The organism is Erwinia sp. V71 (genome assembly GCF_965644245.1).
Classification (GTDB): domain Bacteria; phylum Pseudomonadota; class Gammaproteobacteria; order Enterobacterales; family Enterobacteriaceae; genus Erwinia.
This window is the reverse complement of record NZ_CBFFRK010000090.1, coordinates 1-17070: the sequence shown is the minus strand read 5'-3', so window position 1 is coordinate 17070 and position 17070 is coordinate 1. Positions and strand designations below refer to the sequence as shown.

The 17070-nt window shown below is 49.6% G+C and carries 20 protein-coding genes; 18 read left to right on the top strand and 2 right to left on the bottom strand.

Going from position 1 to position 17070, the window contains the following annotated elements:
* Positions 1-136 precede the first annotated feature (136 nt).
* The 9 genes from ACSZO1_RS16455 to ACSZO1_RS16415 are packed head-to-tail and all read left to right on the top strand — an operon-like array spanning position 137 to position 6427.
* On the top strand, positions 137-952 hold the full coding sequence (locus ACSZO1_RS16455) for a hypothetical protein (RefSeq protein WP_437614475.1): 816 nt from the start codon (positions 137-139) through the stop codon (positions 950-952).
* Positions 949-1251, top strand: coding sequence for a phage baseplate plug family protein (locus ACSZO1_RS16450; RefSeq protein WP_437614473.1), 303 nt, complete (start codon positions 949-951; stop codon positions 1249-1251). Before ACSZO1_RS16455 ends, ACSZO1_RS16450 begins: the two co-directional genes overlap by 4 nt.
* Entirely contained in the window at positions 1244-2101 is an 858-nt protein-coding gene (locus ACSZO1_RS16445; RefSeq protein ID WP_437614471.1) for a hypothetical protein, read from the top strand. Before ACSZO1_RS16450 ends, ACSZO1_RS16445 begins: the two co-directional genes overlap by 8 nt.
* 1 nt (position 2102) lies before the next feature.
* Positions 2103-2816, top strand: a complete 714-nt coding sequence (locus tag ACSZO1_RS16440; RefSeq protein WP_437614469.1) for a phage baseplate protein — start codon at positions 2103-2105, stop codon at positions 2814-2816.
* Positions 2813-3172 (top strand): hypothetical protein, encoded by a 360-nt coding sequence (locus ACSZO1_RS16435; RefSeq protein WP_437614467.1) that lies wholly within the window; start codon positions 2813-2815, stop codon positions 3170-3172. Before ACSZO1_RS16440 ends, ACSZO1_RS16435 begins: the two co-directional genes overlap by 4 nt.
* Positions 3169-4401 carry a baseplate J/gp47 family protein gene (locus ACSZO1_RS16430; protein WP_437614465.1) on the top strand — a complete coding sequence of 411 codons (1233 nt, stop codon included), beginning with the start codon at positions 3169-3171 and terminating at the stop codon, positions 4399-4401. The genes ACSZO1_RS16435 and ACSZO1_RS16430 overlap by 4 nt, the downstream gene beginning before the upstream one ends.
* Positions 4398-5042: a DUF2612 domain-containing protein gene (locus ACSZO1_RS16425; RefSeq protein WP_437614463.1), complete on the top strand. Its 645-nt coding sequence runs from the start codon at positions 4398-4400 to the stop codon at positions 5040-5042. The genes ACSZO1_RS16430 and ACSZO1_RS16425 overlap by 4 nt, the downstream gene beginning before the upstream one ends.
* A gap of 3 nt (positions 5043-5045) precedes the next feature.
* Positions 5046-5999 carry a gp53-like domain-containing protein gene (locus tag ACSZO1_RS16420; RefSeq protein ID WP_437614461.1) on the top strand — a complete coding sequence of 318 codons (954 nt, stop codon included), beginning with the start codon at positions 5046-5048 and terminating at the stop codon, positions 5997-5999.
* 8 nt (positions 6000-6007) lie between these two features.
* A complete protein-coding gene (locus ACSZO1_RS16415) occupies positions 6008-6427 on the top strand; it encodes a tail fiber assembly protein (protein ID WP_437614459.1) in 420 nt (139 codons plus the stop codon).
* 42 nt (positions 6428-6469) lie between these two features.
* Here ACSZO1_RS16415 and ACSZO1_RS16410 read toward each other — a convergent pair whose 3' ends face one another.
* The gene (locus ACSZO1_RS16410) at positions 6470-7636 is read right to left on the bottom strand and encodes an acyltransferase family protein (protein ID WP_437614457.1); all 1167 of its coding nucleotides are present in this window, start codon (positions 7634-7636) and stop codon (positions 6470-6472) included.
* A gap of 608 nt (positions 7637-8244) precedes the next feature.
* Here ACSZO1_RS16410 and ACSZO1_RS16405 point away from each other — a divergent pair.
* From ACSZO1_RS16405 to acpS, 8 genes are all read left to right on the top strand, one after another.
* Positions 8245-8571, top strand: a complete 327-nt coding sequence (locus ACSZO1_RS16405) for a hypothetical protein (protein ID WP_437614455.1) — start codon at positions 8245-8247, stop codon at positions 8569-8571.
* 151 nt (positions 8572-8722) lie between these two features.
* Entirely contained in the window at positions 8723-10522 is a 1800-nt protein-coding gene (gene lepA, locus ACSZO1_RS16400) for a translation elongation factor 4 (RefSeq protein WP_437614453.1), read from the top strand.
* Positions 10523-10534: 12 nt separating this feature from the next.
* The gene (lepB, locus tag ACSZO1_RS16395; protein ID WP_437614451.1) at positions 10535-11509 is read left to right on the top strand and encodes a signal peptidase I; all 975 of its coding nucleotides are present in this window, start codon (positions 10535-10537) and stop codon (positions 11507-11509) included.
* 150 nt (positions 11510-11659) lie between these two features.
* Positions 11660-12340, top strand: coding sequence for a ribonuclease III (gene rnc, locus ACSZO1_RS16390; RefSeq protein ID WP_437614449.1), 681 nt, complete (start codon positions 11660-11662; stop codon positions 12338-12340).
* The gene (gene era, locus ACSZO1_RS16385; protein ID WP_437614447.1) at positions 12337-13242 is read left to right on the top strand and encodes a GTPase Era; all 906 of its coding nucleotides are present in this window, start codon (positions 12337-12339) and stop codon (positions 13240-13242) included. Before rnc ends, era begins: the two co-directional genes overlap by 4 nt.
* A 7-nt stretch (positions 13243-13249) precedes the next feature.
* Positions 13250-13987: a DNA repair protein RecO gene (gene recO / locus ACSZO1_RS16380; RefSeq protein WP_437614445.1), complete on the top strand. Its 738-nt coding sequence runs from the start codon at positions 13250-13252 to the stop codon at positions 13985-13987.
* Positions 13988-14052: 65 nt separating this feature from the next.
* Positions 14053-14784: a pyridoxine 5'-phosphate synthase gene (gene pdxJ, locus ACSZO1_RS16375; protein WP_437614443.1), complete on the top strand. Its 732-nt coding sequence runs from the start codon at positions 14053-14055 to the stop codon at positions 14782-14784.
* Positions 14784-15164: a holo-ACP synthase gene (gene acpS / locus ACSZO1_RS16370; protein ID WP_437614441.1), complete on the top strand. Its 381-nt coding sequence runs from the start codon at positions 14784-14786 to the stop codon at positions 15162-15164. Before pdxJ ends, acpS begins: the two co-directional genes overlap by 1 nt.
* Before the next feature lie 108 nt (positions 15165-15272).
* Here the strand turns inward: acpS and ACSZO1_RS16365 are convergent, their stop codons facing one another.
* On the bottom strand, positions 15273-15530 hold the full coding sequence (locus tag ACSZO1_RS16365; RefSeq protein ID WP_437614439.1) for a YfhL family 4Fe-4S dicluster ferredoxin: 258 nt from the start codon (positions 15528-15530) through the stop codon (positions 15273-15275).
* A 213-nt stretch (positions 15531-15743) separates the two neighbouring features.
* On the opposite strand from ACSZO1_RS16365, the gene ACSZO1_RS16360 reads away from it, so the two are divergent.
* Positions 15744-17070: recombinase (locus tag ACSZO1_RS16360; protein WP_437614437.1), on the top strand; the 1327-nt coding region annotated here is incomplete at its 3' end.

Sequence of the window (17070 nt, the reverse complement as noted above, 5' to 3'; positions counted from 1 at the left end):
CAGGATAGCTTATCGGTAGCTAACCGTCCCTCCATCCACATGACCAAGCGTTGCACTTATTATCTGAATTCGCGAACTAAACTTCATCACATAAAACAAACCCGCTCCGGCGGGTTTTTTATTGCCCGGAGATAGCATGAGCATCATCGACCTCAACACGGCAGACATATTTAACGCTATCGGCGGCGGCTCTCCATTATCTATCATCGACAGCGTTCTCCACCCGCAATACATAATCCGAAACACCAAAGATAATGCGGTGGCGCTTGAATTCAGCGGGATGATGTCAATTCAGCCCAGCGGGCGGGCGCAGATTACGACAGCGCCGGTCGAGGGTGGGAAATACCAGTCGATTAATAAGGTAAAAGAGCCTGGCGTTGTTCGCTGTGAAATCGTGATTTCCGGCCTTACTGGCTACTCAGGCAGCATTCCAAATATCTTCGACCTGACATTTACCAGCCAGAGCAGCGTGCTCACCACGATTAAAACGATGCTGGAAACGGCGAACACCTACGACATTGAGACACCCAAGGAAACGCTGGAGAGCTATGACCTTGTAGACCATTCATACGAAGTTAACTCACAGCGTGGCGTTACTTTGCTCGTTGTATACCTCTACTTCCAGGAGGTTATGCAGCAGATGGATGTCGTGCTTTCTGGAGCGCAGACCAAAGATAAGCCGACTGATAATGCAAAAAGCCAGGGCCAGACAGGGGTCAGTGAAGCGACAAAAGATGCTGGATCATCGCCATCTACAGTTGATGAGTTAAGCAAGTCGTGGTCGTCCCTGAAATCATCGGTCAGCGCCGTTACTGATGAAGTAGCCAATACCATCTCAAGCAGCTTCCAGAGCGCACTGGACACAGTATCAGCGCCGGTCATCGACGTCTTGGATAGCTCATCAAAAACGCTAAGCGAGCTGGCGAAAAACATTAGCGGAGCCAGCACATGAGAACCATACCAATCGAGCCTCAAAAATCACAGTCGATATCGATAAGCCTGGCAGGGCAGCAATGCACGATACGGCTGGTGCAAAGAGTGATGTTTATTTATATGGATTTAGAGGTGGATGGATTTCCCGTTATGCAGGGAATACCGTGCCTTTATGGAAACAAAATGGTTCGGTATAAATACCTGGGTTTTTTGGGCGATCTTGTTTTTATCGACAACTCCGGGCAGAAAGACCCCGAATGGAGTGGTCTGGGTAATCGTTTCTCACTGTACTATATAGAGGAAGGTGACCTTGTATAACAAGCGTTCTTTGCGATTTGAGTTCACCAACAATAACTCGTCATTTGAAGGCCTGGGCGGCAACAACAAAATATCGATAAGCAATGTAAGGGCAACCGTCTCCTGTCAGTCATCGGGTAACCTATTCGGCACTCAGGTAAATGTCGGGATTTATGGTCTTGGGATGGACCTGCTTACCGCGTTGTCATCAAAGGCTATGGGTCTTTACGGAAGCGGCACCGAAAGCATTGCCATGGAGGTTTACGCAGAGGATACGAAGATATTTTCTGGTTTCATGACCTCATCGATAGCAAACATGAACTCCGTCCCAAACTCGGCATTAATGATAACCGCGACTGCCAATGCCGACTTGCAGAGCAAGGCAGTCCCTCCGTTCTCATTTAATGGAGCGATATCTGCTGAGACGCTGCTGACTGCAATATGCAAAACTGCCGGATACACTGCAGCCATGACCGGGCTGGGTAATATCACAGTTACCAATCCTCATTACAAAGGAAGCCTTTTCGATCAGCTGGAAAGGGTCTGTTATGACTTTGATATCGCCATGTCGGTCACTCATCCTCAAATATCATTCTGGCCAAGAAACAGCAAAAGGGATGATGTTATGCCCCTGGTTTCCGCCAAATACGGACTTATTGGTTATCCGATATTTTCCAGTGGCGGAGTAATGTTCCAGTCTCAGTTCTCCACATATTTGACAACCGGCAGAAACATTAATCTGGAAACGATAATGCCTCACGCCAGCGGCGTTTATAACCTCAGCAGTGTGACGCACGAGCTTTCTTCATGGGTGCCAGACGGCCCATGGCATTCAATATGCTATGCCAACAGGCCAGTAGAGAATAACTGAAATGACTGATAAGACCTTCACCCCAACCAGTTCTCAGGTAAGCGAGGCTGAATCCCTCTCGTTCATCTTCGAAAAGCTTCTCTCATCTAAAGTGTTCGTCAATCTGGTAAAGGTCACCGCAGTGCGCGGCACAGCACCAAACCTGGTTGTTGACGCGCTACCGCTGGTCGCTGAGGTGAGAAGCGAAGATCGCACAATCATCATGAGTACCGAGATATTCAACATACCGGTATGGCGTCTACAGCGTGGCGGTAGCGCCATCATCATGAATCCGGTTGTTGGTGATATTGGCATGATTGCCGTTTGTGACACAGACACGACAGTGGCACGCGCAACACGGAAAGAGTCAGTTCCGGGAAGCAAGCGTAACCACTCTCGCTCTGACGCAATTTACCTTGGCGGCCTGCTAAACATGCAGCCTACGCAGTTCATCGAGTTCGCAGACGGCGCGATAAACATCACATCGCCTAACCCGGTAAACATCACCTGCACGACGGCTAACGTCACTGCCCCTTCAGGGGTGAATATCGACACCCCATTAATGACGGTAACCGGTAGCATCCTGGCGCAGGGCGACATTACTGACAATTCAGGCACACAGGCGGCATCACTCAAAACGCTTCGCGACGCTTATAACAATCACGATCATCAAGTAAGAAGCGTTGAGAGCGGTAGCGACACCAAAACCTCAGATAAGCCAGGTACTCCGGTATGACATACAGAACTCTGAAGTTGGATACCTCTACGTGGGATTTAACGCTGGACGCCAACGGAAATATAGCGATTGCGGATGACGGATATTCAGTGGCACAGGATGTCGCGAGTGCTTGCCTGGTTTTCTCCGGGGAGTGCTATTACGACAACACGCTCGGCATCCCATGGAAAGAGGATGTTATGGGAGCTAGGCCGACTCCGGGCTACATCGCACGCAAGATGGAAGGTGAGGCTAAGAAGCTGCCAATCGTCGACCAGGCGCTGGCGAATATTTTCTTCGACAAAAGCACGAGGAAAACCAGAGGAACTATCCGCGTCACCGACACTGACGGAAACACATCACAGGCCACCTTATGACCGAATTAAAAACAGCCGTACCCGGCGTTACGATTACTGAAACTGGGCTGCTGGTGCCTGACATTGCCGATGTTCTTTCTGGTCGATTAACCGACATGGACACATCAATGGGTGGTGGTGCAAGTCAGTCACTATCTTCACCGCAGGGTCAGATTGCTCAGTCAGACACCGAGATTATTGCCACAAACTACGATGCTCTTCTCTGCCTGTTCAACCAGATTAACCCTGACTATGCGACAGGTCGATGGCAGGACGGAATCGGACGCATCTACTTCATGGAGCGCATTGCCGCACGAGGGACTGTGGTTACTGCAACTTGCACTGGCGCGGTCGGAACGACAATACCTGCGGGAAGCACAGCGCAGGACGAGGCAGGCTACACATACGCATCCATCAGCGTCGCCACTATTGGATCTACCGGCAGCGTGGACATTGAGTTTCAGAATCAGACGACCGGCCCTATTCCCTGCGGCGTTGGTGAGCTTAATCAAATTTTCGCTCCCGTGTCCGGGTGGGACTCAATAACAAACGATGCGGCAGGAGTGGTCGGTATCGACGTAGAGTCGCGCATAGCATTCGAGACTCGACGTAAGCAGTCTGTCGCCAGAAATGGGCGCAACACTGACGCATCCACACTGGCGGCGCTTCTCGCAACTGACGGAGTTCTTGATGCTTACGTTTGGTCTAATCGAGAAGAAACGGTGGTTAACAAGGGCGAAACCAGCTTCCCTGTAGCTAAGCATTCTCTTTATGTCTGTGCGTACGGCGGCGCTGATGCAGATGTGGCTGAGGCGATTTACACCACGAAAAACCCAGGCGTAAACCTGAATGGTGACACGACCTATGTTATTCAGGATAAGGACAACTATAGCGCGCCATACCCTGAATACACCATGCAGTGGCAGAAAGCTGACCCGCTTCGCGTATACTTCCGCGTGCAGATAGAGAATGACACAGTTAATCTTCCATCCGATGTTACTGACCAGATAAAGGCTATGGTCGCCAGCGTTTTTAACGGTAATTACGACGGAATAACGAAAGCGCGTATCGGCGCGAGAATCAGCGGTGGCTCGTATTACGCTCCGATAATCACTATCTCACCTGAATATATGAGCATCCTGTCAATAAACATCTCAACAGATGGTTCGACTTACTCACAATCAGTTACAGCCGGTATCGACCAGGTTCCGACTATATCCGTAGATGACATCGAGGTGATAAAAGTGTGAGCTGGCAAGATACTATCCTGACGCAATATTCTGCAAGCGAGAGGATTCTGGCAATTATCGAAACATTTAATCAGGCCATGAATCTGGATTATTTCACCGATGAGTTTATAGATGAGGTTTGGGATATATCCACAAACGGCACCTTTGGCCTTGATGTTTGGGGAAAGATAGTAAACGTATCGCGTTATATTCAGGCTGATATTAGCTCAAATAGTTTTGGGTTTTCCGAAGCAAACAATGGTGACCCAAACGATTACCCATCGCCATTCAACGAAGAACCTTTTTACGCCGGAGTGCAGGAAACTGAAACCGTAAGGTTGGCTGATGATGCTTATCGAACGTTGGTAATGGCAAAGGCTTTCTCAAATATCAGCATTGCCACAATAAGCGAAATAAACCGATTTCTTACCATTCTTTTTAAAGGTAGGGGAAAGGCATTTTGCGTTGATTACGGCGACATGAGGATGGGGATTGTATGCGAGTTCGCACTGGCACCATATGAGCAGTCAATTCTCAAAAACTACGATGTATTGCCTATTCCGCAAGGCGTATTAATTACAACGCATCAACTTGTTCCTCCATATTTCGGCTTCGCCGATGACGCATACCCATTCAATGATGGCACATTCTTTATAGGCTAATTGATGAACAGAACAGACTCACCCAAAAAACAGGCTGTGCCATTCGGAGTGAATGGACAGCGTGAAGATTTGCTGGCGACAACTCCTGCTGGAGATAACACTGCATCATACGACGCAGGTTTTCCACCAGTAACGATGATCTTAAAGGCCGCAGGTGGATTGCCACCCAAAGGCCAGGATATGAACCAAATCCTGTATGAGCTATCATCGCTTGCCCGCTGGTCTAGCGCTGGTGCACTGAATACCTTTGATGCGACGTTTTCCACCGCAATCGGCGGATACCCAAAAGGTGCCGTTTTACTGAACGACGCCGGAACAAATATTTTTATCAGTACGGTGGAGGCCAACACCAACAACCCTAACTCATCCTCTACTGGATGGCTGAGCCTGCTATCCTTTATTGGCGCCGCCCCTCTAGCCAGCCCGACATTCACCGGCGACCCAAAAGCGCCAACTCCTGCAGCAGGGGATAACGATACTTCTATCGCCACGACTGCGTTTGTTGTAAATGCCTTGGCTTCATTGACCGGATATCTGAAATCAGCAAACAACCTATCTGACCTTACAGACTTAGCAACTGCCAGATCGAATCTGGGCCTGGGTACTGCAGCATTGAGGGCGGTAGGCACCGGAACTAACCAGATCCCGGACATGAACAGCTTTGCAGGTTATTTTACATCATCTGCATCCTGGCAAAGATTGCCTGGAGGGTTGATATTGCAGTGGGGGGTAACAGATGCAATTACCGCTGAAGCGCTTTATACACAGGCGCTACCCCTGACATTTCCCAATATGTGTTTTATGGCGCAGGCAACAATCAATTATTCCGCTGCAGTAAGTGGTGTTGCAAATCACTATATAGCATCAATTTCAACAACACAGATTCAGATCAGGTCTGATGTTAACGGGTCTGGAATTGCTGCCATGCCTTCCTATTGGTTCGCCATCGGATATTGAGGTATTAAATGAGTAATTATGTTTTTAGCCCATCAAAGGCATCTTTTTATGCCATATCATTAAAGTCTGATTATGAGATTGCTGGGTCGTGGCCTGATGATGGTGTTGAAGTTGAAGATGAACTGTTCAGTGAGTTTATCGGTAATCCACCAACTGGTAAGATTCGTGGGGTTATTGATGGAATGCCAGCGTGGATCGATACTCCTGAGTTAACTGCTGAAGAGAAAGTTTATGCAGCTGAATTAATGAGAGCATCACTACGTGCAACTGCTGACGCAGAAATTAAGCCGCTTCAGTATGCCGCCGATCTAGATGACGCAACGGAAGAAGAGGCTGCGTTACTGAAAAAGTGGAAGCAGTATGTTGTTGCACTTAACCGACTCGATCTTTCAACTGCGCCTGATATCGAATGGCCCGAAAAACCTTAATCTGTAAATGGTGCCATATTTTATTATGGCACCATTAAATGGCTATGAGATTTTTTCTTCTGGCTTTAAACTTGCAGTGAAAAACTTACCCTTTCTTATAAATGGCAACTCTATGTATTTATAGCTTGCCATTGAAAGAAGAATAACTGAAACAACCACCAACATAACCATAACGCTGTTTGCAAGACTTCCACCTACATCCAAATGTCTTACGCCATCAATGATAGTGATGATGTTTCTACCTGAAATTTTTTGTGCCGCTATAAACAAAAAAGTAATCATCATTAATATGGCTGTGTGAGTTAGGTAGATGGAGTATGACAACTTACCTAGTAGCAAAAATAATCTACCACTTAAAATTGATGATATAAGACCTCCACCCATGGAGAACACCACGACTGTGCATGAAAACACAATGCTCAGAAAAAAGTGCTTATGCTCAATATCTGAATTAACCAGAAAAATAATTAATAACAAGCATAGTGCTTCAGCCGTTGAGAGAGCTCTCTTGTCGATATTATTTTTGCTACCACGCCGCAATCCGGTTGATAGAAAATATGATATTGAGCCGAGGAAAAAGCATGAAAGACCTCTTGCAGCAAGCGACATAACACTCTCACTGTCAGTGATCAGCAGGTATGACATTGCAGCAGCGATAGCCGACCACAAAAATAATCTATAAAAACCTCTTAAAAAGAGGGTCACAAAAAAAATAATATACGTATAGAACTCTATGCTTATACTCCATGACACACCATTAAAGCTTGCGCTCTCTGTTAATGGAGTCCATGCCTGTATAAGTAGAAGGTTGGGTATTATTTCTTTAGGTGAACTTGTGAAGGTAAAGGGGGGTGTATTAAATGGTAGGCCAAGCTTCCATGCGGCAAGCTTTACGAACTCAATAGCTAATATTACAAAAAACATAGCAAAATGAAGAGGGTAAATTCTAAAGAATCTTGATAAAATGAAAGCCGGGAAATTTAATTTTTTATTTGAATTGTATGCATGAGCCAAAACAAAACCACTTAAGACGAAGAAAAATTCAACGAATACACTCCCTTCCCTGAAAAACTTAATGGTTGAGAATCCGCTAAGCATATTAATGTGGTAAATAACAACAATAATGGCGCATATACCTCTAAAACTATCTAAAACATCAAACCTTTCTTTTGTATTTATGTCCATATCTTTTCCAGTAATATCATTCATGCGCAATGCAATAAAATTAATTATATAAATGCAATGCCTCTTATCTATATTTGAACAACAGAATTACCAAATATTAACATTAAGTGTATTGTAATTCTATAGTAATCATGACTTGACCGGCTCAGATGAGTTGAAGCTAACTCGCCAGAATCGCTGACGGATTTTTATGATGATGTTGAGGCTCAGTTGCAACGATCATTATCTTTATGCCTGAAATGGATATAAGGCCAGGTGCGTATTCCGACCCAAACCGACCATTGATTCCGATTTAATCCGATCGCACTTTCCGATTTAATTCGACCACGAATTCCGATTTGTTCCGGTCAGATTTGGCCCGCCGTCGGAATCCGTGATCCTGGCTCCGGAATCACTGACCGGAATCATCGGAATACGCACCAGGTTCAGACTGCATTAACATGGAGGCAGTATGCTGCTGTGCTGGGCCGCGTTAATCTCTCAACTGTGCCTGGCGTCATTTTGATAGATGTCTCGGAAAACTAAATTATCCCGCAGTTCAGCAGCATAGATACAACCGTACCAAAGACCAGTTGATCATTAGTGCTAATCAATAATACTGTAATTATGTACAGTTAAATTGTGAGGCAACTATGGGCAAGTTTCCATCCCCGGCGGCGGACTACATCGAGAAAAGGATCGAGATGTATGACCTCGTGCAATTCAATCCCGGCTCAACCATCTACCTGCAGTCAGATGACAGCGTGGTGCTGGTAGACCGCTCGCTGAAGGCATCGGACGGATGCACTGTTGCTTTCGAGATGCTGGGTCAGAGCTACTTTGGCAAAATAATGGGGCGCAGTATCATCACGGAAGACGGTGATGCGCTTGAAGGGGACGCGCTGGATGATGTTGTGGTGATCGGTGTGGTAACGAACATTGTCGTTCGGCTGGAAACGGAAGAGCGGCCGACGATTTGATGCATCAATGTTGCTCACCTGGAATTGTTTCGTGAAGTCGGTTAACAGTGTAAGATGCGTGGTCATTAACGGTGGTACCTGGCCGAAAGTGTCCATTGTTGTGTCCATCGAGAAACTTCAACTGATTTTTAAAGCGAAAAAATTCATATAAATGAAGCACATACGAAATTTCTCCATCATCGCCCACATTGACCACGGTAAATCGACGCTCTCTGACCGTCTGATTCAAATCTGCGGTGGTCTGAGCGACCGTGAAATGGCTGCACAGGTTCTGGATTCAATGGATTTGGAACGTGAGCGCGGTATTACCATTAAGGCGCAGAGCGTAACCCTCGATTACAAAGCGCAGAACGGCGAAACTTACCAGCTCAATTTTATCGACACCCCAGGCCACGTGGACTTCTCCTATGAAGTATCACGTTCTCTGGCTGCCTGTGAAGGTGCGCTGCTGGTGGTGGATGCAGGGCAGGGCGTGGAAGCACAGACCCTGGCAAACTGCTATACCGCCATTGAAATGGATCTGGAAGTTGTACCGGTTCTGAACAAAATCGACCTGCCAGCGGCTGACCCTGAGCGTGCAGCTCAGGAGATCGAAGATATCGTCGGTATCGATGCCACCGACGCCGTGCGCTGCTCGGCGAAAACCGGCGTGGGCGTGCCTGACGTGCTGGAACGTCTGGTGCGTGATATCCCGGCACCGGAAGGCGATCCTGATGCACCGCTGCAGGCGCTGATTATCGACTCCTGGTTCGATAACTACCTTGGCGTGGTGTCGCTGGTGCGTGTGAAAAACGGCACCCTGCGTAAAGGCGACAAAATCAAGGTGATGAGCACCGGCCAGGTTTACAACGCTGACCGTCTGGGCATTTTCACCCCGAAACAGCTCGATCGCGATGTGCTGAACTGCGGCGAAGTAGGCTGGCTGGTTTGTGCGATTAAAGACATTCTCGGTGCGCCAGTGGGGGATACCCTGACGTTATCCCGTAACCCGGCGGATAAAGCGCTGCCAGGCTTTAAGAAAGTGAAGCCGCAGGTGTATGCCGGTCTGTTCCCGATCAGTTCTGACGATTATGAAGCGTTCCGTGATGCGCTGGGCAAACTGAGTCTGAATGATGCGTCACTGTTCTACGAACCAGAAAGCTCGACGGCGCTGGGCTTCGGTTTCCGCTGCGGCTTCCTCGGTCTGCTGCATATGGAGATCATTCAGGAGCGTCTGGAGCGTGAATACGATCTCGACCTGATCACCACCGCGCCAACAGTAGTGTATGAAGTGCAGACCACGGCAGGTGACATTGTCTATGTTGACAGCCCGTCCAAACTGCCGCCGCTGAACAATATCGAAGAGCTGCGCGAGCCAATTGCTGAGTGTCATATGCTGCTGCCGCAGGAGTACCTCGGTAACGTGATCACGCTGTGTATTGAGAAGCGTGGCGTGCAGACCAATATGGTCTATCACGGCAACCAGGTGGCGCTGACTTATGAAATTCCAATGGCGGAAGTGGTACTCGACTTCTTCGACCGCCTGAAATCAACGTCTCGCGGCTATGCTTCTCTGGATTATAATTTCAAACGTTTCCAGGCGTCAGATATGGTGCGTGTTGACGTGATGATTAACGGTGAGCGTGTTGATGCGCTGGCGCTGATTACTCACCGTGACAACTCGCAGTATCGCGGTCGCGACCTGGTCGAGAAGATGAAAGATCTGATCCCACGTCAGCAGTTTGATATCGCTATTCAGGCGGCAATTGGCAACCATATTATTGCCCGTTCTACTGTGAAACAGCTGCGTAAAAACGTACTGGCGAAGTGCTACGGCGGTGACGTCAGCCGTAAGAAGAAACTGTTGCAGAAACAGAAAGATGGTAAGAAACGTATGAAGCAGGTCGGTAACGTCGAACTGCCGCAGGAAGCGTTCCTTGCTATTCTGCATGTCGGAAAAGATAGCAAATAAGGAAATCGGTTAATGGCTAATACCTTCGCCCTGATTCTGTTTGTCGCCACGGTGCTAACCGGCATTATCTGGTGTATTGATAAGTTTAAATGGGCACCTGCCCGTCGCGCAAAACAGGCGCAGGCTCAGGTGCAAACCGGCAATGCCCTTGACGAGAAAACGCTGGCAAAAGTCGCGAAACAGCCGGGCTGGGTAGAAACTGCTGCCTCCGTGTTTCCGGTGCTGGCAGTGGTGTTTGTGGTGCGCTCATTTATTTATGAGCCATTCCAGATCCCGTCGGGTTCCATGATGCCGACTCTGCTGATTGGCGACTTTATTCTGGTGGAAAAGTTTGCCTACGGCATCAAAGATCCGATTACGCAGACTACACTGATTCCGACCGGCGAACCGAAACGCGGCGATATTGCTGTGTTTAAATACCCGAAAGAGCCAAGTGTGGATTATATTAAACGCGTGGTGGGTTTACCTGGTGACCGTGTCAGCTATGATCCGGACAGCAAAACTGTCACCATTAACCCGGCCTGTGACAACGGACAACCATGCAGCAGTGCGCTGCCGGTCACCTATTCCGATGTCCAGCCGAGCGATTTTATCCAGACCTTCAGTGGTTTTGCCGGTAACGAAGCGGGCAACGGCTTCTATGAAGCGCCGCAGGGGGAAACCATGAAGGGCGGTCTGCGCCTTGGCACGCGTAATGAAACGCTGGGCGAGGTGACTCATCGCATTCTGCTGGTGAATGAGATGCAGAGCCAGCCTGGTTTATACTACCGTCAGCCAGGCCAGCAGCAGGCGACCTGGGGGGTGCCGCAGGGCCAGTATTTTATGATGGGTGATAACCGCGATAACAGCGCTGACAGCCGTTATTGGGGCTTTGTCCCGGAGAAGAATCTGGTCGGTAAAGCGACGGCTATCTGGATGAGCTTTGAGAAGCAGGAAGGCGAGTGGCCGACTGGTCTTCGTCTGAGTCGTATTGGCGGCATTCATTGATTGTTGCCCGCAGTCATGCGGGCAGAATGACTATCCAAAGGTTGGCTTCCTGCGGGAAGCCACTGCAAACGAAACTGTTTAGCGTTGGTTTTTACAGACAGCCCTGTTCCGTGTGCAGAATAATTGACGCATTATTGATATTGGTAACGCATGAACCCCATCGTAATTAACAGGCTGCAGCAAAAGCTGGGCTACAATTTTACTCATCTGGAACTTTTGCAGCAGGCATTAACCCACCGCAGTGCCAGCAGCAAACACAATGAACGACTGGAATTTCTTGGCGACTCCATTCTGAGCTACGTGATTGCGAATGCCCTTTACCACCGCTTCCCGCGTGTGGATGAAGGTGATATGAGTCGCATGCGCGCGACGCTGGTGCGTGGCAACACGCTGGCGGAAATGGCGCGTGAGTTCGATCTCGGCGAGTGTCTGCGCCTGGGGCCGGGTGAACTCAAAAGTGGCGGTTATCGTCGCGAGTCGATCCTGGCGGATACCGTCGAAGCGCTGATTGGTGGCGTATTCCTCGACAGTGATATTCAGACCGTCGAAAAACTGATCCTGAACTGGTATCAGTCACGCCTCGAGCAGATTAGCCCGGGCGACAAACAGAAAGATCCAAAAACGCGTCTGCAGGAGTATCTGCAGGGTCGTCATCTGCCGCTGCCCTCCTATCTGGTGGTGCAGGTGCGTGGCGAAGCGCATGACCAGGAATTTACTATTCACTGTCAGGTGAGCGGTATGGCGGAACCGGTGGTGGGCACCGGATCGAGCCGTCGCAAAGCTGAACAGGCAGCGGCTGAACAGGCGCTGATTAAGTTAGGACTCGAATGAGCGAACAACAAACCCATTGCGGCTTTATTGCGATTGTCGGCCGCCCAAATGTTGGAAAATCGACGCTGCTGAATCAGTTACTCGGGCAGAAGGTTTCCATTACCTCGCGTAAACCGCAAACCACCCGTCACCGCATTATGGGCATCCATACTGAAGGCGCGTATCAGGCTATTTATGTTGATACCCCGGGCCTGCATATGGAAGAGAAGCGCGCGATTAACCGCCTGATGAACCGTGCGGCCAGCAGCTCCATCGGTGATGTTGAACTGGTGATCTTTGTGGTGGAAGGCACGCGCTGGACCGCCGACGATGAGATGGTGCTCAACAAACTGAAAGACGGCAAAGTGCCGGTGATTCTGGCGATCAACAAAGTGGATAATGTGACGGATAAAAGCGTGCTGTTACCGCATATCCAGTTCCTTAGCCAGCAGATGAACTTTATGGATGTGGTGCCGATCTCCGCCGAAAACGGTAAGAACGTTGATGCCATTGCCAGTATCGTGCGTAAACACCTGCCAGAAGCCGATCATCACTTCCCGGAAGAGTATATTACCGACCGTTCACAGCGTTTTATGGCGTCGGAAATTATCCGTGAAAAACTGATGCGCTTCCTCGGTGCAGAGCTGCCGTATTCGGTCACGGTGGAAATCGAACGCTTTGTGACGAATGATCGCGGCGGTTACGATATCAATGGCCTGATTCTGGTGGAACGTGACGGCCAGAAGAAGATGGTGATTGGCAACAAAGGCGCCAAAATCAAAACCATCGGCATTGAAGCGCGCAAAGATATGGAAGATATGTTCGAGGCGAAAGTTCACCTTGAACTGTGGGTGAAAGTGAAGTCCGGCTGGGCGGATGATGAACGTGCCCTGCGCAGTCTGGGCTACGTTGACGATCTGTAAGCGCTGAATGGAAGGCTGGCAACGCGCCTTTGTCCTGCATGGACGCCCTTACAGCGAAACCAGTCTGCTGTTAGATCTGTTTACCGAAAGTCATGGACGTTTGCGGGTGCTGGCAAAAGGCGCCCGCTCGAAACGTTCCCAGCTGAAAGGCGCTCTGCAGCCTTTCACCCCGTTGCTGATCCGCTGGGGCGGCCGTGGCGAAGTCAAAACCCTGCGCAGTGCCGAAGCGGTGTCGCTGGCGCTGCCGCTCAGTGGTATCACGCTCTATTGCGGTTTGTATGTTAATGAACTGCTGGCGCGTGTGCTGCAGCATGAAACTGCCTTTCCCGAGTTATTCTTCGATTATCTGCACTGTATCCAGACGCTGGCTGCCGCCAGTGGTTCGCCGGAACCGGCGCTGCGCCGTTTTGAACTGGCGATGCTGGGGCATCTGGGGTATGGCGTTGATTTCCTGCATTGTGCCGGCAGCGGTGACGAAGTCAGCGATGAGATGACTTACAGTTACCGCGAAGAGAAGGGCTTTATCGCCAGCATGGTGGTAAACAACCGCAGTTTCACCGGCCGTCAGCTGCGCGCGCTGTATGAACGTGAGTTTCCCGATGCCGACTGTCTGCGCGCGGCGAAACGTTTCACCCGCATCGCATTAAAACCCTATCTCGGTGGCAAACCGCTCAAGAGTCAGGAGCTGTTTCGCCAGTTTGTGCCGAAAAAACGCGCAGATACACCGCCACCTGCTACAGAATAGCCTCCACTCTGGCGGCGGACGCGGTACACTGCTTCTCACTGTTGCGTAAAAATCTGAGGATTGTCATGGCTGAGTTGTTGTTAGGCGTCAATATCGATCATGTGGCTACCGTGCGTAACGCGCGTGGCACCAACTACCCCGATCCCGTACAGGCGGCGTTTGTGGCTGAACAGGCTGGCGCCGATGGCATCACCGTGCATTTGCGTGAAGACCGCCGTCATATCACCGATCGCGACGTGCGTATTCTGCGTGAGACGATTCAGACGCGTATGAACCTCGAAATGGCGGTCACCGATGAGATGGTCGCGATTGCCTGTGAAACCAAACCCCATTTCTGCTGCCTGGTGCCAGAGAAACGTGAAGAAGTGACCACCGAAGGCGGTCTCGATGTCGCGGGTCAGCTGAAGAAAGTGAAAAGCGCGGTTAAACAGCTGCAAAAAGCGGGCATTCTGGTGTCACTGTTTATCGATGCTGACAAAAAGCAGATCGATGCCGCGGTAAAATCAGGCGCGCCTTACATTGAAATCCATACCGGTGCTTATGCGGAAGCCGAAGAGGGCAAAGCACGCGATGAGGAGCTGGCGCGTATTCGTGAAGCGGCCACCTATGCTGCGGGCAAAGGGCTGAAAGTGAATGCCGGGCATGGCCTGACCTACCACAATGTGCTGCCGATTGCGGCGTTGCCGGAAATGCATGAGCTGAATATTGGTCATGCGATTATTGGCCGTGCGGTGATGTGTGGGTTGCCAGAGGCGGTGAAAGAGATGAAACAGCTGCTGCGGGAAGCGCGTCGCTAATGGCCATTCTCGGCCTGGGGACTGATATTGTGGAGATTGCGCGTATTGAAGGCGTGATCTCCCGCTCTGGCGATCGGCTGGCGCGGCGGGTGCTGAGTGAGCATGAGTGGCAGCAATATCAGGCACATCAGCAGCCGGTGCGCTTTCTTGCCAAGCGTTTTGCGGTGAAAGAGGCGGCCGCCAAAGCGTTTGGCACCGGGATTCGCGGTGGTTTAGCGTTTAACCAGTTTGAAGTGTACAACGATGAACTGGGGAAACCGGGATTGCGTTTCTTTCTGCAGGCAGCAGAAGTGGCGGAAAAACTCGGGGTCAGATATGTACATGTAACGCTGGCAGATGAGCGTCATTATGCCTGTGCCACAGTGATTATCGAGAATTAGCGTTAGCGCCTTTTCCCGTTTACAGGGGAACGCTGGGATGAGGGAGCTGATGGCTCGGTGCGAGCTGTTCCCCCACAGCCCCACCACGTAGTGGGGAGAAGGCGTTCGTTACATCGCTGCGTGGTGCATCACTACAAACTTCTCCCACAATGCTTCCTGAGATTCGATATGCATCGGGTCGGTAATGATGGTGTTATCGATCGGGCACACCTGCTGGCAGGTCGGCGTTTCGTAATGGCCGACGCACTCGGTGCAGCAGTCGGCATCAATCTGATAGATCTCATCACCCATCGAAATCGCCTGGTTCGGACACTCTGGTTCACACATGTCGCAATTTATACAGCGCTTAGTAATTAATAATGCCATTTCAGTTACTTACTACTTTTTGTGGTGAAAATCAGTCACTTACAATCTGTCCGTAAAACGCACGTTGCAAACTGATGTGTATATTTATACAGTATTAATCCTGTTGAGGAACGATGTGTTGTAACACAAAACCGCAACACAAGGCTTAAATAGCCCGCCAAAACAGCTCATGTGTGAGCATAGTTTTTAAGGCGCGTAAACACAGGATATTTTATGGCACGAACAGTAACACAGATAAACGGTACTACCAAAGATCAAGAGTTTATAACGGCCTCTCAGAAATGGGATGACTGTAAACCGCCTTATACAATCTCACACATGCGAGTTTGTGTTACGGCTGCGAAAATTATCCTCACAAAACTGGGGTTGCCGAGGCGCTCAAAATACGAGAAAGAGAGCAATCTGTGCATCGATTTTAGTAAGGCAGGCAAGGTCACTATCTATGCTGAATTTCCTAAGAAAATGGGTCTTAAAGGCCAGAAGCTGGGAGAGTGGCCGGAGCTTGCGATTCCAGTTGCGCGAGAGAAGGCCGCAGAGTTAGCCGCCGGTGGTCTGAGGGCTGAATCTGTGTTACAGGTTATCGACCTGTATGAAGCAGATCTAAAAGCTAAGGTTGACCGAAAGAAGCTGGGCGAAAACAGCTATCAGACGTATTTGTGCCGTACCAAGAATGTCCGCCTGGCATTTTCAGAGCGTGAGGTTTTCAGCACCATAACTTATAGCCGCCTGGTCAAAGTGCTCGACGAGTGGATAGCCACAAAAAGCAATAATAACGCCATTGAGCTATTTTCCGAGCTACGCCGGATCTGGAAGTATGGATCACCATTGTTCAGTAATGGTCGGAACGTTGCGTCCAGCATCCCCGATGATTACATTTCCTCAAGGGTACAGCGCCCCCTGCCAACAAAACTGTTCACCGATATAGAGTCGATAGCCAAGCTGTGGGTCAACATGGCTGGCGCATCATCTATCCATCAAAAAAACGCTATCCGGTACATGATACTGACTGGCGTTCGTCCAATAAATGTCACTAATCTACGCTGGGTATATGTCGCCGGCGACCTGTCTGTTATCACATACCCAGCGGGTGTTATTGGCACCCGTGGCGCCATGAAAACTCAGAAAGAGTTTACTATCCCGGTAACTAACGAAATGAGGCTCATTCTGGAAGAGCAGAAACGCTGGCGGGACTCTGTTAGCGACTGCAACAAAGAGTATGTTTTCCTGCAGCCGAGGAACCCGCAACAGGCTTTTTCTAAACGATCCCTCGATAAGCTGATCAAAGACAACAGTCCTGAGAATGCAGTGAAAGGCATACGCCATGATGGCACTGTGAAGGGGCGGGCAGGGACATTTAACACCATGTGTCGCAAATTCCTCAAGAGCAACGTTATTGCTCAATTGCGATCTCGCGGAGTATCTCGATCTGACACAAAAGAGATAAGCATGCTCTGTATGCATCATGCAAAATGGCATGTGAATCGATCACGGTTTGGCATCAAGGTCGATCATGATTTGGCATCCATCTCCGATCACGATT

What these genes read in the sequence shown, in the direction of transcription:
- lepB (WP_437614451.1), top strand. Translation starts at nt 10,535, where the DNA reads ATGGCTAATACCTTCGCCCTGATTCTGTTTGTCGCCACGGTGCTAACC.
- ACSZO1_RS16420 (WP_437614461.1), top strand. Translation starts at nt 5,046, where the DNA reads ATGAACAGAACAGACTCACCCAAAAAACAGGCTGTGCCATTCGGAGTG.
- era (WP_437614447.1), top strand. Translation starts at nt 12,337, where the DNA reads ATGAGCGAACAACAAACCCATTGCGGCTTTATTGCGATTGTCGGCCGC.
- ACSZO1_RS16365 (WP_437614439.1), bottom strand. Translation starts at nt 15,530, where the DNA reads ATGGCATTATTAATTACTAAGCGCTGTATAAATTGCGACATGTGTGAA.
- pdxJ (WP_437614443.1), top strand. Translation starts at nt 14,053, where the DNA reads ATGGCTGAGTTGTTGTTAGGCGTCAATATCGATCATGTGGCTACCGTG.
- ACSZO1_RS16450 (WP_437614473.1), top strand. Translation starts at nt 949, where the DNA reads ATGAGAACCATACCAATCGAGCCTCAAAAATCACAGTCGATATCGATA.
- recO (WP_437614445.1), top strand. Translation starts at nt 13,250, where the DNA reads ATGGAAGGCTGGCAACGCGCCTTTGTCCTGCATGGACGCCCTTACAGC.
- ACSZO1_RS16455 (WP_437614475.1), top strand. Translation starts at nt 137, where the DNA reads ATGAGCATCATCGACCTCAACACGGCAGACATATTTAACGCTATCGGC.
- ACSZO1_RS16410 (WP_437614457.1), bottom strand. Translation starts at nt 7,636, where the DNA reads ATGAATGATATTACTGGAAAAGATATGGACATAAATACAAAAGAAAGG.
- ACSZO1_RS16415 (WP_437614459.1), top strand. Translation starts at nt 6,008, where the DNA reads ATGAGTAATTATGTTTTTAGCCCATCAAAGGCATCTTTTTATGCCATA.
- lepA (WP_437614453.1), top strand. Translation starts at nt 8,723, where the DNA reads ATGAAGCACATACGAAATTTCTCCATCATCGCCCACATTGACCACGGT.
- acpS (WP_437614441.1), top strand. Translation starts at nt 14,784, where the DNA reads ATGGCCATTCTCGGCCTGGGGACTGATATTGTGGAGATTGCGCGTATT.
- rnc (WP_437614449.1), top strand. Translation starts at nt 11,660, where the DNA reads ATGAACCCCATCGTAATTAACAGGCTGCAGCAAAAGCTGGGCTACAAT.
- ACSZO1_RS16405 (WP_437614455.1), top strand. Translation starts at nt 8,245, where the DNA reads ATGGGCAAGTTTCCATCCCCGGCGGCGGACTACATCGAGAAAAGGATC.
- ACSZO1_RS16435 (WP_437614467.1), top strand. Translation starts at nt 2,813, where the DNA reads ATGACATACAGAACTCTGAAGTTGGATACCTCTACGTGGGATTTAACG.
- ACSZO1_RS16430 (WP_437614465.1), top strand. Translation starts at nt 3,169, where the DNA reads ATGACCGAATTAAAAACAGCCGTACCCGGCGTTACGATTACTGAAACT.
- ACSZO1_RS16440 (WP_437614469.1), top strand. Translation starts at nt 2,103, where the DNA reads ATGACTGATAAGACCTTCACCCCAACCAGTTCTCAGGTAAGCGAGGCT.